19 protein-coding genes are annotated in these 23,571 nt (G+C 50.6%); 14 read left to right on the top strand and 5 right to left on the bottom strand.

Going from position 1 to position 23,571, the window contains the following annotated elements; all coding sequences use genetic code 11:
- Nucleotides 1-62: 62 nt before the first annotated feature.
- The gene (locus YWK_RS21385) at nucleotides 63-1,334 is read right to left on the bottom strand and encodes a phosphodiester glycosidase family protein (RefSeq protein WP_084453512.1); all 1,272 of its coding nucleotides are present in this window, start codon (nucleotides 1,332-1,334) and stop codon (nucleotides 63-65) included.
- 288 nt (nucleotides 1,335-1,622) lie between these two features.
- Complete coding sequence (locus YWK_RS0105875) at nucleotides 1,623-2,621, bottom strand: DUF6454 family protein (RefSeq protein WP_211231378.1); 999 nt, start codon at nucleotides 2,619-2,621, stop codon at nucleotides 1,623-1,625.
- A 262-nt stretch (nucleotides 2,622-2,883) separates the two neighbouring features.
- On the opposite strand from YWK_RS0105875, the gene YWK_RS22220 reads away from it, so the two are divergent.
- The 7 genes from YWK_RS22220 (at nucleotide 2,884) to YWK_RS0105840 (ending at nucleotide 10,630) form a co-directional block, all read left to right on the top strand.
- The gene (locus YWK_RS22220; protein WP_035466166.1) at nucleotides 2,884-3,141 is read left to right on the top strand and encodes a DUF5670 family protein; all 258 of its coding nucleotides are present in this window, start codon (nucleotides 2,884-2,886) and stop codon (nucleotides 3,139-3,141) included.
- Between the two features lie 371 nt (nucleotides 3,142-3,512).
- Nucleotides 3,513-4,841, top strand: a complete 1,329-nt coding sequence (locus tag YWK_RS0105865; RefSeq protein ID WP_084453511.1) for an NAD(P)-dependent oxidoreductase — start codon at nucleotides 3,513-3,515, stop codon at nucleotides 4,839-4,841.
- A 32-nt stretch (nucleotides 4,842-4,873) separates the two neighbouring features.
- On the top strand, nucleotides 4,874-6,097 hold the full coding sequence (gene preA, locus YWK_RS18535; RefSeq protein WP_051375203.1) for an NAD-dependent dihydropyrimidine dehydrogenase subunit PreA: 1,224 nt from the start codon (nucleotides 4,874-4,876) through the stop codon (nucleotides 6,095-6,097).
- Between the two features lie 45 nt (nucleotides 6,098-6,142).
- Nucleotides 6,143-7,534, top strand: coding sequence for a dihydropyrimidinase (hydA, locus tag YWK_RS0105855; protein ID WP_156909041.1), 1,392 nt, complete (start codon nucleotides 6,143-6,145; stop codon nucleotides 7,532-7,534).
- A gap of 44 nt (nucleotides 7,535-7,578) precedes the next feature.
- Nucleotides 7,579-8,472 (top strand): nitrilase-related carbon-nitrogen hydrolase, encoded by an 894-nt coding sequence (locus tag YWK_RS0105850; protein WP_026964061.1) that lies wholly within the window; start codon nucleotides 7,579-7,581, stop codon nucleotides 8,470-8,472.
- A gap of 43 nt (nucleotides 8,473-8,515) precedes the next feature.
- Nucleotides 8,516-10,036, top strand: a complete 1,521-nt coding sequence (locus YWK_RS0105845; protein ID WP_026964060.1) for an NCS1 family nucleobase:cation symporter-1 — start codon at nucleotides 8,516-8,518, stop codon at nucleotides 10,034-10,036.
- Between the two features lie 156 nt (nucleotides 10,037-10,192).
- Nucleotides 10,193-10,630, top strand: a complete 438-nt coding sequence (locus YWK_RS0105840; protein WP_026964059.1) for a MaoC/PaaZ C-terminal domain-containing protein — start codon at nucleotides 10,193-10,195, stop codon at nucleotides 10,628-10,630.
- Between the two features lie 65 nt (nucleotides 10,631-10,695).
- On the opposite strand, the gene YWK_RS20815 is transcribed toward YWK_RS0105840, so the two are convergent.
- Complete coding sequence (locus YWK_RS20815; RefSeq protein WP_051375202.1) at nucleotides 10,696-11,352, bottom strand: MerR family transcriptional regulator; 657 nt, start codon at nucleotides 11,350-11,352, stop codon at nucleotides 10,696-10,698.
- Between the two features lie 244 nt (nucleotides 11,353-11,596).
- Here YWK_RS20815 and YWK_RS0105830 point away from each other — a divergent pair, with 244 nt between their 5' ends.
- Complete coding sequence (locus tag YWK_RS0105830; RefSeq protein ID WP_026964058.1) at nucleotides 11,597-11,875, top strand: hypothetical protein; 279 nt, start codon at nucleotides 11,597-11,599, stop codon at nucleotides 11,873-11,875.
- Nucleotides 11,876-12,711: 836 nt separating this feature from the next.
- Here the strand turns inward: YWK_RS0105830 and YWK_RS0105825 are convergent.
- Nucleotides 12,712-13,875, bottom strand: coding sequence for an oxalate decarboxylase family bicupin (locus YWK_RS0105825; RefSeq protein ID WP_026964057.1), 1,164 nt, complete (start codon nucleotides 13,873-13,875; stop codon nucleotides 12,712-12,714).
- Between the two features lie 227 nt (nucleotides 13,876-14,102).
- Between YWK_RS0105825 and YWK_RS0105820 the strand changes: the two genes are divergently transcribed.
- The 5 genes from YWK_RS0105820 to YWK_RS0105800 all read left to right on the top strand — a co-directional run bounded on the left by YWK_RS0105820 (nucleotide 14,103) and on the right by YWK_RS0105800 (nucleotide 20,316).
- Nucleotides 14,103-14,414, top strand: coding sequence for an ArsR/SmtB family transcription factor (locus YWK_RS0105820; protein WP_026964056.1), 312 nt, complete (start codon nucleotides 14,103-14,105; stop codon nucleotides 14,412-14,414).
- Nucleotides 14,415-14,417: 3 nt separating this feature from the next.
- Nucleotides 14,418-14,906, top strand: coding sequence for an SRPBCC family protein (locus YWK_RS18525; RefSeq protein ID WP_035466163.1), 489 nt, complete (start codon nucleotides 14,418-14,420; stop codon nucleotides 14,904-14,906).
- 422 nt (nucleotides 14,907-15,328) lie between these two features.
- Nucleotides 15,329-17,473, top strand: coding sequence for a hydantoinase/oxoprolinase family protein (locus tag YWK_RS0105810; protein WP_026964055.1), 2,145 nt, complete (start codon nucleotides 15,329-15,331; stop codon nucleotides 17,471-17,473).
- A 33-nt stretch (nucleotides 17,474-17,506) separates the two neighbouring features.
- Complete coding sequence (locus YWK_RS0105805; protein WP_415782783.1) at nucleotides 17,507-19,813, top strand: hydantoinase B/oxoprolinase family protein; 2,307 nt, start codon at nucleotides 17,507-17,509, stop codon at nucleotides 19,811-19,813.
- Nucleotides 19,814-19,818: 5 nt separating this feature from the next.
- Nucleotides 19,819-20,316: an acetone carboxylase subunit gamma gene (locus YWK_RS0105800; RefSeq protein WP_026964053.1), complete on the top strand. Its 498-nt coding sequence runs from the start codon at nucleotides 19,819-19,821 to the stop codon at nucleotides 20,314-20,316.
- Nucleotides 20,317-20,385: 69 nt separating this feature from the next.
- On the opposite strand, the gene YWK_RS0105795 is transcribed toward YWK_RS0105800, so the two are convergent.
- Nucleotides 20,386-22,245 (bottom strand): sigma-54-dependent Fis family transcriptional regulator, encoded by a 1,860-nt coding sequence (locus tag YWK_RS0105795; protein ID WP_169727144.1) that lies wholly within the window; start codon nucleotides 22,243-22,245, stop codon nucleotides 20,386-20,388.
- Between the two features lie 685 nt (nucleotides 22,246-22,930).
- Between YWK_RS0105795 and YWK_RS0105785 the strand changes: the two genes are divergently transcribed.
- Nucleotides 22,931-23,365 carry an Hsp20/alpha crystallin family protein gene (locus YWK_RS0105785; protein WP_026964051.1) on the top strand — a complete coding sequence of 145 codons (435 nt, stop codon included), beginning with the start codon at nucleotides 22,931-22,933 and terminating at the stop codon, nucleotides 23,363-23,365.
- The last annotated feature ends 206 nt before the right edge of the window (nucleotides 23,366-23,571 follow it).

Raw genomic sequence — 23,571 nt, 5'->3', positions numbered from 1 at the left:
GGTTTGCCTCCCTGAAGTAGTTCGTACAACAGGTTCAACCACTAAGGGAGGCAGTCCAATTTTTATTTACCAGACTTGGTTGAATAAACGAACAGCCCATCTGCAACCGGACGTTCATGTCCGTCAGACGGTGAGTTTACGACGGAAACCGTCGAATCACCGTGGTGGCGAACCACCATTTCGCTTGAACCGCCACCATCAAGCATTACTGCCTTGTACGCGCCTAAACTCTGTAAGTAGCTCGCCATTTGTTTGTACGACAAACCGATGCTAAGATTTGGTTGGCGACCATCAACGACCACCATATACATGTGTCTTCCATCCCTCGAGACCCCTACCGCAGTCAATGGTTCCAATGCATTAGAAATAGCGTATTTTGTACCGTGTCCGTTCGGGTCGTTGTACCATTGTCCATTTTCAAGCAGGATGTAACCCGTACCTAGTGCTTGTTCCAAATCGTGATTCGGTGATACTTTTTCATGAAGGTGTACTTTGGAGCCCGTTTTGAGATGGCTGGTTACCCAAGATGCTGCATTTCCGCCGCCAGCCACGAGTGCCTCTTCACCAGGATGTAGTTGAGGAACTTGTGAGACATTCGTGTCTACTTCTTCCACTGTGAATTTCGTTGATGAGTTCTGAGAGTCCGGCTTCAAGTATGCGACCGTTGCATTACTGACAGGGAACGACGCACCGAGGTCTGATGTAATCAGAGTTAGGTTCCCATTGGCCTCAGTTCCTGGACGATTCAGGGACTCGATTGAGTACGAAGAACCGGAAGACGAAGTTACGGAAGCAGTGAAGACTTCAGGAGCAATTGAAATTCTCCCATTCTTAGTCACACCTAAAATACCGGATTCATTACTATACTGGCTTTCCACAATCCGCCCATTCACTACCGTCAAGTCAAGGGGGGCACCGGTCGCGTTAATATCAAAGAAATCCCCATTTATACCGGCTACTGCACCTGTGCGGTTAGCCATAGAGCTAACTGTTTCATCAGGGCTATAAAGCTTATTATTGGCTAACGTAACACCCAATCTGACATTCGGGTTTGTGAGGTCAACCTCTGTGACGTTAGTCTGTATAGGACCATTCACCGTTTGAAATGATTCCGAGTAATGAGTGACGCCAGAAGTAATTGTTTCGATTGGAGACTTTTTCTCAGATAAGACCGTCGGCCAATAAGCTGGAGTTGTCGGAGATGTCGTACTCAAAGTGACAGGAGCCGAGGCAGCACTATTTTTAGGAGCTGCATTGGCGACAACGGGAAAACCGATACCCATAGTGATTGCCAGAGCCAGCCCTGACTGGATTACTTTGTGACGTCGATTCATGACTTCTACACCTCTTCATTAAATCCATAACCTGAATAACCTTGGACGAATTAACTCTATTAGAAAGCTAGCAACCGTGTGATAAAAATTGATAAAATTCATTTTAAATTTTGGTAATGAATGCATATAGTTATATAAAGTTTCTTCTAATTGAAACACGGTGGAGCTGTTTATGGAGGTTGGCCACAACAAGTCTAAATTTGGCTAGTGAGCCATAATGAAGAGCCTACTACGATAACGTAGTAGGCTAGCGAGGGAGATAGACTTTCCTGTCTTAAGCTGTAGTTTTTATTTAAGGTTGTTTGTTTCATACACCAGCATAGACGAGTGATCATCATCGGGTACTGCATAAAGTCGAAGCTCTTGCCCAGTACTTTCTAAGAAAACTGGGTTATACGTTATGACACGTCCTTGTGGAGACAATTCCGTGATTGGTACTTCATGAAGGGTATTCAAAGTCTTCACGTCAAGCAAAGCCAATCCACCCAACTGGAATGGATTATTCAGATCTCTAGGGTTTTGAAGTGAAGCGACTCCGCTGCAAATTGCTTTGCCTTGACCTATGTAGTGACAATCTTGATAATCTACGAAGTAACTCGGGTTATCTCTCACAAGCAGCTGTCGCCCTTGTTCGTTCCACTCATAAAACTTGCGCGATCCCCAGTTGACGCCCATCACTTTGTGGTTTTGTCGGTCGATGACTAATGCGCCGATATGGTCATGAACGCGGAAGACTTCTTGTGCTTTCATGGTCTCGGGATTCACTTTGTAGATGATGGCTTGGCTGTTGGGGCGATATTCGGCTACAGGCACCCAAATACTTTTACCATCAAAATCAATTCCTCCCGGATGATAAATGCTTCCTTCGCCAAGTCGGATATCCTTCAACAGCTTGCCTTGTTTATCAAAGACGAACAAATGCCCGATTCCTCGTCCAGGGCTGCGGTCATAGCCTCCCTGGGGGTGATCGTATTTCATCGGCTGCTCGATGATTTGAACCGAAGACATGTAAAACAGATCCCCGATTCGAACCATCCCTTGTGGGTGATAGGTGTCAAATTGTAGATCAATCTTTTCTTTTTGTTGCCAGGTCGTGTCCCGGGTAACCTTCTGGAACTCACTGCTTACGTTCTGCTCTTTCGAACTGGGGTTGTCCGTTGTTGAGGTTGCCGCGGATACGGCGCTAGACGAAGTTGCCAAAGCTGTAGCATGGTTTGACACTGCATATGCAGTGGTCCCGGTACTAATGAATAGCATCGCAGCGGTGACAACTGTGGCTTTTCGCACGATATCTCCTCCTCATGGGTGTGTGTTACAAAGCGGCAGTAGTTAGTGTGTGCGTTGTCTCTTTCGCTATTTTACTGAGCTCATGGTTCGGTAAAAAGGATATTAATGATAATTTAACATAAAATTTGGGTGTTATTCATAATATGAAAATAAAAAATATTCACTTCTTTATGTGCGGCATTATGGTCTCACATGGAGATAGCTGAAGCCACAGGAATTAATAAAACATCGTTGTATAGATATGTCAGGAAGAACGTGAACCGTGATTTCTGCAGTATCAAACAGGGTAAAAACCATAACAGGGATCGCTTACAGAAAAGGTGGAGAAAATGAGAGTGAGGTCAATTCATCTACAAATGAAGTGCAAAGGATGCTTCTAGCAATTGCGTCAATTTTTCTTGTGCTGTGGCTGTTGGGTGTGATCTTTCACCTAGTTTTTTATGGGATGATTCATCTCTTGCTTATCGCAGCAATCGTGATGTTCGGAGTTCATCTGTTCAGGAGAAATCAACGGACGTAAACCGCTGTGAAATTGAATGGCAAGGGTACTCCTTGAAGGGTACCCTTTTTCACTGACCAACCACTTCTCAGTTCCTAAAACGTGACGAAGTACTTCGCATCCACGTCTCTCATCTTCGTGTATACCTCTATCCCATACACATCGAGGGTTATGTTATCTACACTGCATGAAAATTGCCCCGACATTCATACACTTTGTAGCATGCGTGACAGTGATATGGGTTCATAAAATTCACTAACCAGCTGTTTGTGAGGGACCGTTCTACCTCGAGAAGCAATGGTGACGACTCGCTTGGACAGATGAGCTCTTTCATCAATAGGAACCATAGAAAGTCTAAACACATGGAAGAAATGGACGGAAGGAGGTTCATTATGAGCCGGGCAGACGCGAGGGAAAGCGTCGATTCCAGGGTGCATCACACCGTGTACGACGAACTGACCCGACTGGAGGTGATGCGCGAGGCCAACCGATGTTTGTACTGTTATGACGCGCCCTGCACACAGGCTTGCCCTACCCATATCGACGTGCCTTCGTTCATACGAAAGATTGCAACGGATAACCTCTCTGGAAGTGCCAGGGTCATCATGGATGCGAATCCTATGGGGGCCAGTTGTGCGCGGGTGTGTCCCACTGATGACCTGTGTGAAGGCGCATGTGTGCTTGGACGCGATGAATCTCCAATTCGAATTGGAGATTTGCAAAGATACGCGACGGATTGGGCGATGGAACACGGAATGACCGATTTTACTCCTGGTCCGGCGACTGGCCATAGGATCGCAATCGTAGGAGGGGGACCCGCAGGGCTTTCCGCGGCGCGTGAACTGGCGCGGGCAGGCCACGACGTCACGTTGTTCGAGGCGAAAGACAAGTTAGGAGGCCTGAATACCTACGGAATTGTCCCATTTCGATTGCCCATGGATGTTGCGCTGTGGGAAGCAGAGCAAGTTGAAAAACTGGGCGTCCACATTCGAACCAACTGTGCTGTAGGCCAAGATGTATCAGTAGAAAGTCTGACATCAGCATACGATGCCATTGTCCTCGCATGTGGCCTGGGCTACGTACCACAGATAGGTATTCCGGGAGAACATTTGAATGGGGTCTGGGACGCGATTGATTTCATTGAGAAAGTGAAGTCCGGGATTGCTGTTGGGGATATTGGCAGTCGTGTGGCGATTATTGGAGCCGGCAACACCGCCATCGACGCGGCCACCTGTTCGAAGCGTCTCGGGGCCGACCAAGTCACCATATTCTATCGGCGCACAGAACATGAAATGACGGCTTATCCGTTTGAGTATGAGTTTGCGAAACAAGAAGGCGTAGAATTCCGATGGAAGTGTGCACCCACGCGAATCGCCGGAGAAAACGGTCGCGTGCAAGCGATAGAGTTCATACGCACGAGATTGCTAGAGGACGGGACGGTTGAACCGCTCCCGGGTACAAAGTTTCTCGTCGAAGTCGAGACCGTGATTCGTGCCATTGGCCAGAGCAAACAGACGGACTTGATTGAACAATTCGGGTTACGTCATACATCTGGGGTCATAGACGTCGATGATGGGTTCAGAACCAGTCAACCGAACATCTTCGCTGCAGGAGACAATACCTTTTCTCGGGGCGGTGCACGGGAAGCCATGGTGGTTGAAGCTGCAGAGCAAGGGAAAATCGTTGCCCGCAGTGTGGATGCGTTCTTGAAGATGAAATAGATTGGAAACTTTCATCTTGGGAGGTTCAGGTCATGGCAGACCTATCGGTTGACTTCGCTGGCATTCGCAGTCCGAACCCGTTTTGGCTTGCCTCGGCTCCCCCAACCAACAGTGGTTATCAGGTGATGAGAGCGTTTGAGGCGGGGTGGGGCGGGGCCGTTTGGAAGACCCTCGGAGACCCCATCGTCAACGTGAGTTCCAGATTTGGCGCTCTAACCGTCGCGGGACAACGGATGGTAGGACTCAACAACATTGAATTGATTACGGATAGACCCCTAGAAGATAACCTGCGAGAAATTCGTGAAGTGAAGAGAGCGTTTCCCGACAGAGCGGTTGTGGCGTCCTTGATGATGGAACCGAAACGGGAACGCTGGCACGAGTTGGTGAAGCGTGTGCAGGAGGCGGGGGTGGACGGCTTTGAACTGAATTTTGGGTGCCCTCATGGCATGTCCGAACGAGGGATGGGCGCCGCTGTGGGTCAGGTTCCGGACCTGGTGGCTCAAAATACCGAATGGGTGGCAGAAGTCGCAGAGATACCCGTTATTGTGAAACTGACGCCGAATATTACAGATATTCGTCAAACGGCGCGTGCAGCGGTACAAGGCGGGGCGAATGCAGTCAGTATGATTAACACCATCAACAGCTTGATAGGGGTAGATCTCGATACGTGGCATCCCATCCCTCATGTCGATGGGAAAGGGGCCCACGGGGGGTACTGCGGGCCCGCCGTAAAACCCATTGCCCTCAACATGGTCGCTGAGTGCGCACGCGATCCGCTCGTTCCCGTACCGATATCCGGCATTGGAGGGGTGGCGACCTGGCGAGATGCGGTTGAATTTCTCCTGATGGGCGCAACCAATGTTCAGGTCTGTACGGCCGTTATGCACCACGGATTTCGCGTCGTGGAGGACATGGTTGACGGATTGAATCGGTATTTGGATGCCCGCAACATGAATTCCGTCGTGGAACTGGTCGGACAATCGGTCTCATGTTTTACAGATTGGAAGCATCTAAATCTGGAGTACAAAGTGGTTGCGCAAATTAACCAAGACCTGTGTATTCACTGCAACAAGTGTTATATCGCATGTGAAGATGCGGCTCACCAATGTATCCATCCGGTTGAACAGAATGGCATTGCGCAGTGGGTGGTCGATGAGTCGGAGTGCGTTGGGTGCAATCTTTGTGCAATGGTTTGTCCTGTTGAAGGTTGCATCACGATGGCAGACATCAGTACGGGTTCAACAGCGCCATCGTGAAAGAGAGGACTGGGAAAGGGCAGGACCCTCGGGAGGTGCATGAAGTTGGGGACTTTACTTCGTGGCGGCACGGTGGTCACCGCGAGTGACACGGTTCACGCTGACGTGTTGGTGGAAGACGAAGTGGTCACAACCATCGCGAGGCACATTCCTCCAAGTGACCACACTGTCGTGGATGTTTCAGGATGTTATTTGTTTCCGGGCGGTATCGATCCACATACACACTTGGATATGCCTTTCGGCGGAACCGTAACCATTGACGACTTTGAATCAGGAACGAGAGCCGCTGCCTTTGGCGGAACGACGTCCATGATTGACTTTGCGCTGCATACCAAGGGGGATACCTTAAAGAACGCCATCGATACATGGCACGACAAGGCGAGCGGGAAAGCTGCGATTGACTATGGATTTCACGTCATGGTCGGAGATATGAACGCATCGGTCATGGCAGAAATTCCGGACGTTGTGGAAAAGGAAGGGGTCACGTCATTTAAAGTGTTCATGGCCTACAAGAACAACCTGCAGGCCGATGACGAGACGCTGTTTCGGACGTTACGGTTGGCGGCCGAGGTAGGTGCACTTGTCCAAGTACATGCAGAAAACGGAGATGTGATTGATGTCTTGGTCAAAGAAGCCCTTGAGAAAGGCCTCACTGCACCGAAGTATCACGCGTTGACACGGCCTCCGGAAGCGGAAGGAGAGGCGACAGCTCGGGCGATTCGATTGGCTGAGATTGCGGGTGCCCCATTGTATGTTGTTCACGTGACCTGTGCTGAGGCAGCGAATGCAATCAGCGATGCACGCAAACGCGGCTTGCCCATTTATGGAGAAACTTGTCCCCAGTACCTTGTCTGCGATGTCACAGATTATGAGCGTCCCGGCTTTGAAGGAGCCAAGTATGTGATGTCTCCTCCTCTGCGGGACAAATGGAATCAGGATGTTCTGTGGAACAAGTTAAAGAACATGGAATTGCAAGCCTTCGGCTCTGATCACTGCTCCTTTCACTTGAAGGGGCAAAAGGAGTTGGGGATTCACGATTTTTCGAAGATTCCGAACGGGTCGCCGACGATTGAACATCGCATGAACATCTTATACCACTATGGCGTTCATGAAGGGCGGATTGGCCTGAACAAGTTTGTGGCGCTGACATCGACGAATATCGCCAAGCTGTTTGGCCTGTTTCCCAAGAAGGGGACCATCGCAGTCGGCAGTGATGCAGATATTGTGGTGTGGGACCCGAGCGTAAAGCACACGATATCGGCAGCAACACATCACATGAGGGCAGACAACAACATCTTTGAAGACATGACGGTATACGGTAAGCCGAAGTACGTATTTCTTCGTGGCCATAAAATTGTGGACCATGATTCGTACATCGGTGCGGTCGGCCAAGGTCAGTTCCTGCGTTGCGGGAGGTTCTATCCAGTCCAGTTTTAAGTTTAGCAGCTGTACGAGATTCGCTTGCACAGGAGGTCCATGAGATGACGAACAATAAAGTGAAAATTGGGTTGATTCAAGCGCATCACGACGTGGACGGTGGAGAACCGGTTTCCGTGCACAAGCGGGCAGCCATTGAAAAGCACTTGGGACTGATTCGTGATGCGAGTCAAAAGGGCGCACAAATGATCTGCCTCCAGGAGCTGTTTTACGGGCCGTACTTCTGTACAGAACAAAACGCGAAGTGGTACGAAGCAACGGAACACATTCCCGATGGAGAAACGACGCATGTCATGCGGGAATTGGCTAGGGAGTTAGGGGTCGTTTTGATTGTGCCGATGTATGAGGAAGAGATCCGCGGCGTCTATTACAATACGGCAGCTGTCATCGACGCCGATGGAACGTATTTGGGGAAATATCGCAAGCATCATCTACCTCAAGTGCAGGCTGGCCCGGCTGGCTGTGGTTTCTGGGAGAAATACTATTTTAAACCTGGTAACTCGGGCTATCCGGTTTTTGACACGGCTTATGGGAAAGTCGGTGTCTACATCTGCTATGATCGGCATTTTCCAGAAGGAGCACGCCTTTTGGGGTTGAATGGAGCCGATATTGTTTTCAACCCCTCTGCCACCGTAGCTGGACTGTCCGAGTACCTGTGGAAACTGGAACAACCAGCGCATGCTGTCGCGAATGGCTACTACGTAGCGGCAATCAACCGGGTGGGTTATGAGACGCCATGGAATATGGGCGAATTTTACGGCCAGTCGTATCTGGTCAATCCGCGCGGGGAGTTTGTTGCCATGGGAAGCCGCGACAAGGACGAGGTTGTGATTGGTGAAATGGACCGTGATGTCATCACCGAAGTTCGGAACATCTGGCAATTCTACCGCGATAGGAGACCTGAATCTTACGACGCTTTGGTGGAGCTGACGAAGTGATAGGAATCCCTTGATGCATGCTTCACCTGGAGGGTGAGAGCCATTGAAAACGCAGGTTCAGGCAGGTGACGTTGTCTATCTCACCGACGAAGCGAGCAATCAGGTCAAAGGTCATCATTCACTTTGGAATAATGACCTGCGTCCCTGCTCTCGAGACGAACACAATTGGCCAGGCGGACGCTTCGCCTCGCTCTGGATTGGCATGTGTATTTGTCTGCCGACCTATTCTCTCGCCAGTGGAATGATTGCGCTGGGGATGAATTGGTGGGAAGCTGTTCTCACCGTATTCGCTGGCAGTTGCATTGTGATGATTCCGATACTCTTGATGTCTCACGCAGGTACCAAGTATGGCATCCCCTATCCTGTATTTGCTCGACTGTGGTTTGGAAACAAGGGAGCCCATATTCCAGCCTTGGCCCGCGCTGTCATCGCTGCCGGTTGGTTTGGCATTAACTCATGGTTTGGTGGGCAAGCCTTAGATGCCATCCTAAGTCACATTTTCACCGGCTGGGCATCCATCGGATTCCATTTGGGTCTTGCATTCTTACTCTTTTGGGCATTGAATGTTGGTATTGCCACAAGGGGCCCGCAAGCGATTGGGAAATTAGCTATGGTTGCCGCGCCAACCCTGGCGATTGGAGCCATTGTGCTGTTGGTCTGGGCGGTGGTTAGCGCGGGTGGTTTCGGTCACATGCTCTCGGCACCGGCTCAAATTCATGGCGCCAAGTTCTGGGTTGCCTTCTATCCGTCCGTCATTGGCGTCATTGCGTTCTGGGCCACTTTGGCTTTGAACATCCCGGATTACACTCGTTACGCAAGAACACAAAAGGGGCAAGTCGCAGGGCAGATTGTATCCATGCCGGTGACGATGGCACTGTTTTCGTTTATTGGCATCGCGGTGACATCCGCGACGGTCATTCTGTTTGGAACACCCCTGTGGAATCCTGTGGACCTTATTGTGAGATTCCCAACGCTTGTGGTGATTGTCGCGGGCATTGTCGTCATTCTGTCGTCGGTAACCATCAACGTGGGAGCCAACGTTATGGCTCCTGCCCGCGCATTCGAAAATCTTTGGCCACGCCGCATCACTTTTGCCATTGGGGCCGTGATTACGGGAATTTTAGCCCTAGGCATGCAACCGTGGTACGTTTTGTCGCAATTCAGCAATTACATCTTCAACTGGCTTGGTACTTACGGTACCTTGTTGGGACCTTTTGACGGGATTGCCATTGCAGATTACTGGTTGGTTCGATCCCGGCGCCTTGACTTGCTGCAACTGTACACTCCGAAAGGCCGTTACGCGTATGCGCGTGGATTTAACATGAGGGCTGTGTACGCGCTCTTGGTCGGGTGGATTATCGCTTTCATCGGCCTCGTTGTCCCGTCTCTGCACTTCCTTTGGAGTGGTGGATGGTTCTTCGGACTTTTGGGAGGTCTATTTTCCTATTGGATGTTTATGCGAGGGGAAAAGTCGGTACTCACCGACGAGGAGTATGAGGCAGTCACTGTGGCAGAAGTTGCTCCATCGGGTCCATCGGCCGGAACTGCTGTGACCACGGAGTAATATCTCGCATCACTGCCGAGCTGAATTGCGAAACTCTGCCAATGCCACTGCTGCAGGTAAAGACACCAGTGATGGGGAAGGACCGCTTTCCTTCCCCTTTTGTTGAAAGTTGACGTAAATTTAAAATAACTCTTCCATGAAAGGCAGTGATGATCCGTGTTCGACAAGTATTTTGAGGAGTATCAGATTGGCGACACCTGGCGGTCGAGAGGGCGAACCATCACAGAGTCAGACCTTGTCATGTTCGCGGCCTGGAGCGGGGATTGGTATCCGCTTCACACCGACCAAGAGTGGGCAAAGAACACCCAGTTTGGCCAACGTATCGCTCACGGACTACTGATTCTCTCTGCTTCGATGGGACTGACTCATTTAGAACCTGGACGCGTTGTCGCGTTTTACGGCATTGATCATCTTCGCTTCGTACGACCCACCTACATCGGCGACACGATTCACGTTGAAATGGAAGTCGCGTCCAAACAAGATAAAGGTGAAGCGGGCATTGTAGCATCACATGCGACGGTCTTGAACCAGGATGGAAATCCCGTATTGGTGGCCACACACAAACTGCTTATCGCAAAGAGGCCAGCAACGTAATCTTCATCGAGTTCCGACGGGGTGACTACGACCCGAAGGTGCCTAACTTCCCCTGGCGATTGGGGCTACCAAAACCTCCACCAGGGCTTTTTATCTGCTTCTTTGGCTTCTAAGAGTGCTCGCATCGTGTCTATGAGCATCTGATCCCGCCTCTCAAGTATGTCGTCGATGGATTCCTGTGCGGCTGCAATTTCCCGTTCTTTTCTCCATTGTTCACGGATCTGTTCGATTTTTTGATCCACAGCATCGAGGGTATCCAGCTTGGTTGCTTCGAATTGAGAGTGATATTTGGCCTCCAGATCCGCGCGGATCTCCGATTTTATGGTGGGTATCATTGCGGCAACTTCATGCTGAATCAATTGACGAAATGCCGCGTATTGTTCGTCGTATTGCGTGATGCCATTGGCTGTTTCTCCTGGTTCTGAGGGCGAATCGGTAGACGCTACAGGTTGTATTGTATCGCTTTGTTGATATTTGTGGATGACGATTTGGGCTATCATGTCGATCCCCATGTTGGTGTTCTCCGACATTTTCTTCATTTGGTGAAAGACGAGAATGTCTGACTCGCTGTATCGTCTACTTGAGCCGTCATACTCGAAAAGAAATCCGTTCCTTTCGAGCGCTTGTGCGTATTTTCGAACCGTAGGAGTTGCTAGGTTGCAGCGTTCCGACACGTCCTTCGTTTTGTATATCGGCTTGTTTTGGAGTGTTTTTCCGTTCATATCGCTCACCTCGCCCCAAAGTATAGGGGAACACCGTTGCAAAATCCGTCGTTTTCTGCGCTGAGATGATAATCCATTGCGATGATTTACGTTTCAAACGTGTTTCCATCGGAGTCCGCATTGTCATCCTTTTACGATAAAATAAGCAAAAATTCACATAGACTTTACAATTCACGTGCATCATATCTAGTGAGAATATACTGAAATCGCACGGAGAACGTGTTTATTCTGGGGAGGATTTGTGATGGAGGAATATACGTTTTTGGATTTCGATGAATTCGCCAGCGCATGGCTGAGTGCAGACGAATTTGAGTTGGTGCGAGATCTTGAAATTCAGCTGTGCGTCAGCCATAAGACGAACACCATCCATCATGCTGTGTATTCCCAGAACCGCCTGTCGCCTCGTGGCATTCTGGCTCAACGTCAAGTCGTCGACAAAGTCATACACCGTCTGTCCAAGAATTTGAGCGAGTCAGGAGCTGTTGCTCATGAATCGAAAAACTTACTGGCTCTGAGAGATTGATTCACAAGGCGTCTTGCAATAAGGTGGAGAGAACATCTCCGGGACGGAATCTGATTCGCGTCCGGTGTACATTCGGCACGCACTGTTTTCGTGTCCGAATTCCGCTACTGGCTTCACGACTGCGTTCACCGATGTCTCACTGCCAACGAAATATTTAGCACGTGCCTCCAAATCGGAGTATCCCGGCCACTATGAGCGTTTTATCTCAAAACGCTTTTTGGAGGACGTGACATCATATACTGGGAGGAATCTGTATGAGCGAAGTAAACAACACACAGTGTGTCGCTTGCCATGAAGAACTGGATGAACATAGCGTTGAATTAAGGATAGCAGGTATAGGCCCTCTTTGTTCCTCATGTGCGCAGGAATATGAAACAGCACTCTGTGGAGACTGAATCACGGCAGTCACCCCGTTTCGCAATCACGTTCTCCTTCGGTAAGGCTACTTTATCGGTTTGAATCCCAACCCCTTCGCCATAGAGGATGATCCTGGTCACATCAACGTTTGGTGAACGTTGGTGGGTCAATGAGCAACGTGAGGCAACGGATCATGAGGGCAACGTTGCGATTGAAAAGTTGAGCACATTGCTTACTAAAAACATGACCGTTGTCCGTGAAGTCGACCTCGCGTTCTGTGTAACCACAGAACGGAGGTCGATTTTTATGTCCTCAGACGAACGTGTGGGTAGGCAGGCATTGAAACCGTTCTCGTCGCGCATGACCTCTCCATCGGTGGAATGGGATTTCGTTCTCTATGCTGGAAACAACGCATTGAAATATGCGCTTCTCCATACCGAGGGCGGTGGACGTTTCTTGAAGCCAGTGCAAAAACACCTTCACTTGACGACTGGCCATTTTTCCTTGCGCAGCGCATTCATCAATGCTGGCCCTACATTCAAAGTATCCTCAACAAGCTCGCGTGGGGTCAGTGCCATCCACTGGTTCAGCGATACATCTGCGTAGTAACTGCTCTTGAATACCTCGAGAAAAATCAGTTTTTTGTCACCGGTATTCTGAATGTAGTGCCCATAGGCGAATGGTACATAACCAACGTCACCCGCCCGAAAATCGAAAGTGCGCGCCTTGCTTGCGGACGCGAACGCTGTCATGCGTCCCGTTCCTTGCAGATAATACTGCCACTCGTCGGTGTTCGGGTGCCAATGTAGTTCCCGCATCGCGCCCGGTTCGACTTCCACGAATGCTGCCGAAATGGTGGTGATGGGGAATTTCGAGGAATCAGTAATACGCACCGTCCCACCCAGGGTCCTGATTGGTTGCTGAGCCAGCATACGGTGTGAAAAACTCCGCGGCACCGTGCCTGCCGGGCTCGATACCTTCTGGGTCGAAAGTGGACCTGGTGCACTCCTCTGAAACATATAGACCTGTTCAGATGGGATATTGGCGAAGGCGCTTTCCGGCACGCCGAAGTTGGCCGAGAGAACGTCCTTCGGTGTGTGTGCAAAACAGTCGGTGATACTGAAGGTGTCATTATCGGAGAAGTTACCATCATCAAAAACCAGCAGGAACTCGCAGCCCTCAGCGAGTCCTTGAATAGAATGCGGAATACCGGGAGGGAAGTACCACAGGTCTCCCACGCCGACGTCGGCGATAAAGTTCCGACCATTTTGGTCTACGGCGGTGATGCGCGCCCGGCCGACGATCATGAATGCCCACTCTGCCTGCTTGTGCCAGTGAAGCTCCCGAACACCGCCCGGCGTCAGACGCATGTTTACGCCCGCAATGGTCGTCGAGATGGGGAGTTCTCTGGCTGTGATCTCCCGAGACCAGCCGCCAGGCTCCAACCGCATATGGGTGTCGGAAAAGGAGAACTTCAAGTTGGGAACTGTGCCGGCATCGGTGGTCGGTGGGACCAGCAAATCAGGGTTCTCAAGATCTCGCATCACGTCCCTCGGACCGGGATCCGTCGCGCCAGCTCCATCCCTTATGGGCTGTGGAACACGGTTTGCGTTTTCTGGGGGATCTTGAGGTTGTTTGTTCATATCAATTGCCCCCTTTGCCGTATCGTTTTGCGCCTCATTTACGCCGTATGCGATGCGGATGCATTTATGCCTAAAATTACGCAATATGCTCGTCTGACCAGTTTCGAAAGTTCAAGTCACTCCATCCTCTATCGTCAACATTGCAAAGAGGCGCACACGAAAGCCTATTCCACAACTGCCTTTAATATTACTTGAAAGTTATATAACCAAACGGTAAAATAAAATATATGAAAAACCTAAGCATTTTCGAGGTATTGGTGGAACCTAACCGGCGACGTATCTTGGATCTCCTAAGAGTTCGGGATCGTACCGTTGGAGAAATTGCCGAGCATTTTTCTTTGAGTCAGCCTGCTATTTCTAAGCATCTTCGGGTTCTTCGCGAAGCCGGACTCGTTGAGGTTCACAAACACGCGCAGCAACATCGCTACCATTTACGGGCTGAGCCTTTGGCTGAAGTAGATCACTGGCTGGAGCCGTATCGGCAATTTTGGTCGGAGAAACTGGATGCCTTGGAGCAGTATCTTGACGAGGAGGAGTAGCAATTGTTAGCTGTAGTACAAAAAGTGGAGAATGGTTATATCGCCCGCTTCGAACGGCATCTCAAGCATTCCGTTGAGAAGGTATGGTCTTCGCTAACGGAGAACGATAAACTGGCGAAATGGTTTCCCGAACTCCGGGTAGATGATCTCCGTGAAGGTGGGACCATTACGTTTCACATGCAGGATGGTACCGCTGATGAACTTCAAATTACTGAACTCAAAAAGTATTCCGTACTGGAATATACGTGGTGGGGAGACAGTGTTCGTTTCGAGTTGTATCCAGAGCCGGAAGGCTGTCATTTGGTCTTAATCAGAAAGATAAATACCTTGACGGACCATACTTCCAAGGACCTTGCTGGGTGGCATGTATGTCTGGATGTCATCAATGCATTACTGGATGGTACGACATTAGAGTCCAGAGAAGACGAATGGAAAAAATGGCATGAGAATTATGTTCGGGCTGTAGCAGACGCCTCTGAAAATGAACAATAAGTGCTCCTGCATTGACTGATTCATTTTTGAGAAACAGTCCCAGCAGCGACACAAGAATGATTTTTCAAACCACATGAAAATGCGGAACGCGGTATATCCAAACGCCGCGTTTCTTTGTATCTTCAAGTTGCGGAAAACATCCTCCGCACACTCAAGTGGCATTTGAACGATGCGAACCTCTTAGAAACACTCTTTGCGAAAAGAGTGTTTTTTCCTTCCTACACACCGAGAAATCATCCACCTGCAAGGCTGTCGCGGTGCCCCGGTTACACAGTGCTACAGTTGTAGCGCTACAGTTGTAGCGTTTTCGGAGAGGAAATCACTGAATTGAGTGCGGTATTCGGCAATTCGCAATTGGCACGGATATTGCAATTACGTAATGTCGAAGCACTCTGATCTACCAGTGGAAGGAGAGATGGTACATGGCAAGTCGAAAGACTCAAATCCTCGCGATTGATGCCGGGGGGACCATGACCGACACGTTCATCATTGACGATCATGGAGAATTCGTTGTCGGTAAAGCCCAGACGACCCCGGGGGATGAGTCAATCGGCCTGCTGCACTCCGCAGCAGACGCACTAACGTTTTGGGACATGACCGTGGAGGAAGCGTTTCCACAGTTGCTGACCGGTGTGTATTCCGGGACAGCGATGTTAAATCGACTCGTGTCTCGCAAAGGTCGCAAGGTGGGTCTCATCGTGAACAAAGGGATGGAAGACTTCCACCGCATGGGTAGGGCCATCCAGTCCTACTTAGGTTACTCGTATTCAGACCGTCTTCACTTAAATACGCACCGTTATGACCCTCCGCTTGTGCCGAAAGAGTGGACTCGGGGTGTCACGGAACGGATTGACCTCTTTGGGAATGTTGTCATTCCACTGTATGAGCATGAGGTTGAACCAGCTGTCACTGAGCTGATTGAAGAAGGCGTGGAGGCCATTGTCATTTCATTACTTCACTCGTACAAGAATCCGGTCCATGAGCGCCGGGTCCGCGACATCGCGAAAGCGACGATTCAAAAGAAGGGGAAGGACATTCCTGTATTTGCTTCAGTGGATTACTACCCGGTTCGCAAGGAGACCCACAGAACCAACACGACCATCATTGAGGCATACGCGGCAGACCCATCGCGCCACACGCTTGAACTGGTCGACAAACGAATCAAGGAGAAGGGTGCCAATTTTGACGTCCGGGTGATGGCCAGCCACGGCGGGACCATCAGCATCAAAGCGAACGAACTCGCACGCACGCTCGTCTCTGGTCCCATTGGCGGTGTAGTCGGCGGTAGATACTTAGGGGAACAACTCGGCATCAAGAATATTGTTTGTTCCGACATCGGGGGTACGAGTTTCGACATTGCGCTTATCACACAGGGTGACTTCACCATCGATACAAGTCCAGACATGGCTCGACTGGTTCTGTCGTTGCCACTTGTTGCCATGGACTCGGTGGGCGCAGGTACCGGCAGTTTCGTCCGGGTGGATCCGTACACGAAATCCATCGTGCTCGGCCCAGACAGCGCTGGCTATCGCGTCGGTGTCTGTTATCCCGAAGGCGGCATTGATACCATCACGGTCTCAGACTGTCACGTTGTGTTGGGGCTGATTAACCCGGACAACTTCCTCGGCGGACAAGTGAAATTGGACCGTGAACGGGCGTATCAAGGTGTAAAGGAACAACTCGCAGATCCGCTCGGGCTGTCCGTGGAAGCTGCGGCATTCGGCGTCATTCAGTTGCTTGAATCCCAATTGCGCAACTACCTCGAGTCTCTGGTCATGGGCAAAGGATACTCGCCGACTCAGTTTGCCTGCTTCTCGTACGGCGGGGGCGGACCGTTGCACACCGCAGGATATGTGAAAGGGCTCGGTTTTGAAGATGTATTGGTACCTGCATGGGCCGCGGGATTCTCTGCGTTCGGTTGCGGGGCTGCCGACTTTGAGTATCGCTACGACAAAACGCTCGATATCAACGTGGCGAGCGAAGCAACAGCGGATGAAAAAGAGGACGCGCTGGCAACGCTCCAGGACGCTTGGACTGAATTGACGGAAAAAGTGCAGCAAGAGTTCGAGAAAAACGGATTCAACAGTTCCGAAGTTCAATTTCGCCTGTACTTCCGTATGCAGTACCAAGGTCAATTGAACGATTTGGAGATTGAGGCTCCGTTGGCAAAGGTCAACTCCGTCGAGGACTGGGATAAACTCACGTATGCGTTTGAAGAGACGTATTCGCGAGTGTACGCCAAGGCAGCTCGCTCTCCAGAACTTGGATATAGCATTACAGGTGCCATTGTTCGCGGCTCTGTGGATGTACCAAAGCCGAAGATTCCGGAAGAGCCGTATGTCGGCGAGATCCCACCGAAGGAAGCCTTCCAGGGGAAACGGCGAGTGTACTGGGATGGCGAATGGGTTGAAGCGGACATTTGGGAGATGGAGGCGTTACAGGCCGGCAATTGGATACGCGGACTGGCTATCATCGAGTCACCCGCTACGACATTCGTGGTACCACCTGGGTTTGAGACCGTCCTGGATACTCACCGAATTTTTCACTTGCGTGAAGTGAATCGGTAATTTTTCAAAATCAAAGGAGGAATTTCCGTGGCGATTCGGCAAGGGGACTTGAGTAACAAGCAGGAAGAGTTACTTACCCAGCAGTATCGACGGGCGATTGGTTGGAATGGAAAAACGCTCAAGGAAATGCGTGCGGAAATCGATCAAATCACCCAGGAAACTGGGCATTATGCTGGACTGAAGGAACTTGTATTGAAGGAACAAGACCCCATTCGATTTGAGAAAATGTTCGCCAAACTGCGCGGTGGACTCGTGCACGCGCGTGAGACGGCCAAGCGGGTCGCTGCGTCTCCCATCGTCGAACAGGAAGGCGAATTGTGTTTTACGTTGTACACGCCCGAAGGGGACTCCGTCGTGACGTCGACAGGGATCATCATCCACGTCGGAACCATGGGCGCAGCCATCAAGTACATGGTAAACCATGATTACGAAGTGAATCCTGGTATTGAACCGGGCGATATCTTCTGCAATAACGATTGCCAGATTGGCAACGTGCACCCCTGCGACGTGCATACCATTGTCCCAATTTTCTGGGCAGGAGAAGTCGTCGGTTGGGTCGGCGGGGTCACGCACGTCATTGATACCGGTGCAACCGGTCCCGGCAGCATGACGGTGGGTCCTGTAACGCGATACGACGACGGGTATCAGGTCGCATGCCGGAAAATCGGCCGCAACGATACCTTACTTCAAGACTGGGTGATTGAAAGTCAGCGCTCCGTCCGCACAACGAAGTATTGGCTGCTGGATGAACGGACGCGGATTGCTGGATGCCACATGATTCGTGACCTGGTCCTGAGCCTCATTGCCGAAGAGGGTGTTGACGCTTATAAGCAGTTCATTCGCGAGGTCATTGAAGAAGGTCGGCGTGGGCTCATCAACCGCATCAAAGCCGTTACAATTCCAGGAAAGTATCGTCAGGTCGGCTTTGTCGACGTTCCGTATCGGCATTCCGATGTTGAAGTCCCACCCTATGCCAAAGTCGATACCATCATGCATGCGCCGTCCGAGATAACCATCCATCGCAACGGACAAATGGAGCTCAATTTTGATGGATCAAGTCGGTGGGGATGGCACAGTTACAATGCGACGACCGTGTCGTTTACGAGTGGTATCTGGGTCATGATGACACAGACTTTGATCCCGAACGACCGCATCAACGATGGTGCCTACTTCGCGACCAAGTTCCAGCTCCCGTATGGTGCATGGATGAATCCAGACGATATCCGTACGGCCCATAGTTACGCATGGCACTTCCTGGTGTCGGCCTGGAGCCCTCTGTGGCGGGGACTGAGTCGAGCTTACTTCTCTCGTGGATACCTCGAAGAAGTGAATGCTGGCAATGCGAACACCAGCAACTGGATGCAAGGCGGGGGATACAACCAGTACAACGACATCCATGCCATTAACAGCTTTGAAGCGGCGGCCGAAGGCACGGGTGCAGGGGCAGTCAAGGATGGACTGGATCACGCCGCAGCCATCTGGAATCCCGAAGGCGACATGGGGGACATGGAGATTTGGGAATTGGCTGAACCACTCGTGTACCTCGGTCGGTCCATTAAGCCCAACACAGGTGGATATGGGAAGTATCGCGGTGGCTGTGGTTACGAGACGCTGCGCATGGTCTGGGGTTCGCGGGACTGGACGATGTTCTTCATGGGCAATGGGTACATCACGAGCGACTGTGGTTTGATGGGCGGTTATCCGGCCGCTTCAGGGTATCGGTTCGAAGCACACGGTACCGACCTGAAGGAACGCTTTGAGAAACAACTTCCGTTCCCTCGAGGGGGAGACCCGAATCCGGCAGAACACAAATACGAGCAGTGTCTCGAGGCCAAGGTCGTGAAACGGGATAAGCAAACCATCACAACGGAAGCGATTTTTGAAGATTACGATCTCTACCTGAACTACCTGCGCGGTGGCCCTGGCTTTGGCGATCCGCTGGAACGCCGCCCGGAGGACATTGAGAAAGACCTCAACGGTGGGTACGTGCTTCCGGAGTACGCGGAAAAAGTGTACGGCGCGGTGTTTACGGTAGATAATCGCGGGAAGTACCACGTGGATCCGGAGAAAACTGAACAAGCTCGTCAAGCCATTCGGAAGGAACGCTTGCAACGCGGGCGTCCGACCCGTGAATGGATGGCCGAAGAACGTGGTCGGATTGAACGGAAGGAAGCCTCTCTGCCTGTCCGCCACATGTATGCGACCAGTTTTGAAATCACGGAGAAGTTTCTGACGGAGTTCCGAGCGTTTTGGAACCTGCCAGAGACGTGGAATCTCTCCGAAGACGAATTGGAAATGCCGACATTCGGGTCTGGACATAAGAAATCCCATGCGAGGTGATTGAAATGCCAAATTATGATCGCGCGACCATCGAAGAGTTGATTGATGGAACGATAGACTTTTTTAAGCTGAAGGAAATGCTGTCATCGTTCAAAGATCCAGGGCGCTTTGATACCTATGTGAGTATCCTGCAGGACAGGGTACCGTGGGATGACAAGATTTTGTTGCCCTACGGATTGCACCTTTATATCGTGTTGAAACGAGACGGGCGTCGGGTCATCAAGTGCGATTGTGGTCACGAATTTTGTGAAAGCCATGAGAACTGGAAGTTGCACGCATTAATCTACGTGCGTGACACAGAGGAGAAAATGGCAGAGATTTATCCGAAGTACCTGGCACCGGATCCGCAGTGGCAAGTCATTCGAGAATACTATTGCCCGCAGTGTGCCACGCAGTTGGAAGTAGAAAACGTGACACCGTGGTACCCGGTAATCCACGACTTCGAACCCGATATCGACGCGTTTTATGAAGAATGGCTCCAAAGGCCTGTTCCGAGCTACTGAGCTTCAACGATGCAGCCATGACAAAGAAAACCGGAGTGGTAAACCCACTCCGGTTTTCTTTGATGGAGGTTAATTCAGCAGCCCGTACTTGTTCATCCGCCGGTAGACGGTCGTTCGTGCGATACCCAACTGGCGCCCTACTTCAGAAATATTTCCGTTTGTCATCTCGAGCCATTTGAGTAGTTCATCTCGCTCTTGTGTACAGTATCTTCGAGTGTTCCTTGCGGGGTTCGCTTCTTTCAGGTTTCTCTTTCGTCGTCGATGCGGTCCAGACGTTGTTACGTTGAGTGGCACTTCGGTTTGGACCTTGTCTAGCGGCTGAACATAGGGTGGAAGCGCTTCCCACGAGATACGACCATGGCCGAACAGCAACGCATGTTCCATCATGTTTTGAAGTTCTCGAACATTTCCTGGCCAATCGTATTCGTCTACCAAAAATTGATGGACATCCGGATCTACGTTGGGATAGGCCAGTTGATGACGATCTGACAGTTGACGCAACACATGTTGTATCAACAACGGAATGTCTTCACGACGTTGCCTGAGCGGTGGGAGGTGGATGCACACCACGTTTAAGCGGTAATACAGGTCTGAGCGAAACTTCCCGTTTTGGACATCTTCATCCAAGTTTCTGTTGGTGGCTGCAATCACTCGGACGTCAATCGGAACCGACTTTGCAGACCCCAGTCGGACAATCTCGCGCTCCTGTAAAACCCGGAGCAAATACACCTGAAAATCGATGGGCATTTCACCAATTTCATCAAGGAAAATCGTACCGCCTTGCGCTTCTTCAAATTTTCCCTTCTTTCCATTCTTTGCGGCGCCCGTGAAAGTGCCGGATTCATATCCGAACAGTTCGCTTGCCAACAGATCACGGGGAATGGCACCGCAGTTGATGGCAACAAAAGGTTGATTTCGGCGTGGGCTTGCATCGTGAATGGCGCGGGCAAAAACCTCTTTTCCTGTCCCGCTTTCACCCTGCAAGAGGATGGGCACATTCGTTTGCGCCGCCACATCGCACTTGGCGATGGCACATCGAATTTGAGGAGATTGTCCAACGATGTTTGTCCAACTGCCCTTCACTGTCTCGTAGCGTTGGAGGCTGTGTTGGACGAGCGGTTTGATGATGAGGATAAACCCGCTTCGTCGGTTTGCGGAGTAAATTTCTCGAACTGTCGCCGACAGGTCAAGGCTTTCGATGACAATCTCGTAACACTCATGGTTCCCACGAGGTCGATGGTGCAACAATTGATTGTGAAATTCACGATGGTTCCACACGTCGCGAAGTTGCTTGCCGGTCAAGGTTCTCACGGTTTCGATGGCCACGTGATTGGCTTCGATGATCTGAAATGCTCTGTCCAGCAATATGATTCCATCACCAGGGTACCGACGCGTCGCAGTGACATACTCTTCCAACAGGTAGTGCTGAGATTGCGTCGTTTGTTGCATGAGTATGCTCTGAATCATGTCGGCTGCCACCGTCATCATACTGAGCGTGTGGGATTGAGCATGGCTCCAAAGACCCGTCGCGTCGACAACACCGAGGACCTCGTTTGTAGCAGGGTCACGGATGGGGGCAGCAGAGCACACCCAGTCATGCACACCTTCGCAAAAGTGTTCTGCAGCAAACACTTGAATAGGTTGCTTCTCAACGAGGGCGGTTCCAATGGCGTTTGTGCCAATGGCTTCTTCGCTCCAATCGGCACCGACGACGAAGTTCATTTGCTCTGCCCGATGGAATACGTCGTGATCTCCATCCAGAAACAGAATTCTGCCCTGGCTGTCGCACAACGTAATCAGGTGACCGGTTCCTTTCGCCTGATTCGACAACCGCGTCAGGCATGGTAATGCTGATTCATACAGCTGTGAACGGTCGATGATCTTCCGAATTTCGTCGTCACGCAGTGAGACATTTGTTTGTTTTTGCATGGGATTTGTGCCGCTTTGGACACAGCGAAGCCACGAGTCTCGGATGAAGTCGCGGATGGATGAATTGTTTTGGTGGCTGGATTGGTTGGACTGTAGATTGGTGACGAAATGACTCCAATTCTTCATCGTTGTTTGATGTTGTGCATCGAGACTGCCGGGTGATAAGTCAAGCATACGAGCGGCTGCCATTGACCATCACTCACCTTGAACAATTGATTCATCATTGTCCCGCTACTCATTATAAGAAAATTCCGCCCAATTTGTCGACTGTGAATTTTTTTATTTTATTCAGAAGGAACCGAGGATCGTCCACATCGACAATTTACGATACGTTGTTTCAAAATTGACACATGGTCAGCACCTACAGGTCGAGAGAACGAGGTAAAATAGGTTACAGCATTGTTGAAAGGTGGCTGACATCATGTTCCTTATGCTTCTGATTGTACTGGCGGCAGTCATTTCTTTTGTTTGGGTGGCTTGGGCAGCCAAGAATCTCTTGCACAAGTGAACTGGAGGAAACAACGTCGCTGGCGTTGATTCAGATACATATCGTGTGCTGAATGATGTGGGTACTGAATGAAACATGGGTCGGAGTGTCTTCAAGCGCCACCTCGCATAGGTATGACGCATGAAGCGTAGTGTACGGTGGAAACATACGCGCATCTTAGGTTTGGAGGTGCGTTTCATGGCTCTCGTACCATATGATCCATTCGGCATGTTGCGTCGCGACTTTGGTTCATTCCCACGTTTATTAGACGACGATTGGCTCGGCGCACATTTCGCGGCGATGCCTCGCGTTCGGGTCGATGTAAGAGAAACACCAACGGAAGTGATTGTGTCGGCAGAAATTCCGGGGCTCGAGAAAAAAGAGGACGTCCATATCACAGTACATGACAACCACTTGCACTTAAGTGGTACTATCGAGCGTGTGGGAGAACAAAAGGACGAGCACTTCCACCGAACAGAACGATATCACGGGCATTTCTCGAGAACCATCCCGCTGCCCACGAGTGTTGACGACTCAAAAGCGAAAGCGTCGTACAAGAACGGAATTTTAGAGGTTTGCCTCCCGAAGTTACAGCAGCAAGTCGGTCGTCACATTGACGTTGACTTTCACTAACACCGACCAGGTGACTTCTGAGAATCGGATCGTCTGGGTCAAGCGTTGATAGAAGCCGATCTACTTTTTGAGTGGATCGGCTTCTCCTCATGTGCAGCGCTTGTGCCAGCCACTCACTTAGAGCAGGTGAAATCTTTACGGGGACACTGCAATAGTGCAAACTGTAGGTGAACGCTTTCACAGGTAGAATGATGTTTACAGTAATG

The sequence above is a fragment of the Alicyclobacillus pomorum DSM 14955 genome (genome assembly GCF_000472905.1).
GTDB lineage: Bacteria > Bacillota > Bacilli > Alicyclobacillales > Alicyclobacillaceae > Alicyclobacillus_A > Alicyclobacillus_A pomorum.
The sequence above is the reverse complement of the archived record's forward strand: the minus strand, read 5'-3'. Positions and strand labels throughout refer to the sequence as shown.

Bases quoted from the DNA above. Each gene is read 5' to 3' on its own strand.
- YWK_RS21385 (WP_084453512.1), bottom strand. From the start codon at position 1,334: ATGAATCGACGTCACAAAGTAATCCAGTCAGGGCTGGCTCTGGCAATC.
- YWK_RS0105865 (WP_084453511.1), top strand. From the start codon at position 3,513: ATGAGCCGGGCAGACGCGAGGGAAAGCGTCGATTCCAGGGTGCATCAC.
- preA (WP_051375203.1), top strand. From the start codon at position 4,874: ATGGCAGACCTATCGGTTGACTTCGCTGGCATTCGCAGTCCGAACCCG.
- YWK_RS0105850 (WP_026964061.1), top strand. From the start codon at position 7,579: ATGACGAACAATAAAGTGAAAATTGGGTTGATTCAAGCGCATCACGAC.
- YWK_RS20815 (WP_051375202.1), bottom strand. From the start codon at position 11,352: ATGAACGGAAAAACACTCCAAAACAAGCCGATATACAAAACGAAGGAC.
- YWK_RS0105830 (WP_026964058.1), top strand. From the start codon at position 11,597: ATGGAGGAATATACGTTTTTGGATTTCGATGAATTCGCCAGCGCATGG.
- YWK_RS0105825 (WP_026964057.1), bottom strand. From the start codon at position 13,875: ATGAACAAACAACCTCAAGATCCCCCAGAAAACGCAAACCGTGTTCCA.
- YWK_RS0105820 (WP_026964056.1), top strand. From the start codon at position 14,103: ATGAAAAACCTAAGCATTTTCGAGGTATTGGTGGAACCTAACCGGCGA.
- YWK_RS0105810 (WP_026964055.1), top strand. From the start codon at position 15,329: ATGGCAAGTCGAAAGACTCAAATCCTCGCGATTGATGCCGGGGGGACC.
- YWK_RS0105800 (WP_026964053.1), top strand. From the start codon at position 19,819: ATGCCAAATTATGATCGCGCGACCATCGAAGAGTTGATTGATGGAACG.
- YWK_RS0105795 (WP_169727144.1), bottom strand. From the start codon at position 22,245: ATGCAAAAACAAACAAATGTCTCACTGCGTGACGACGAAATTCGGAAG.
- YWK_RS0105785 (WP_026964051.1), top strand. From the start codon at position 22,931: ATGGCTCTCGTACCATATGATCCATTCGGCATGTTGCGTCGCGACTTT.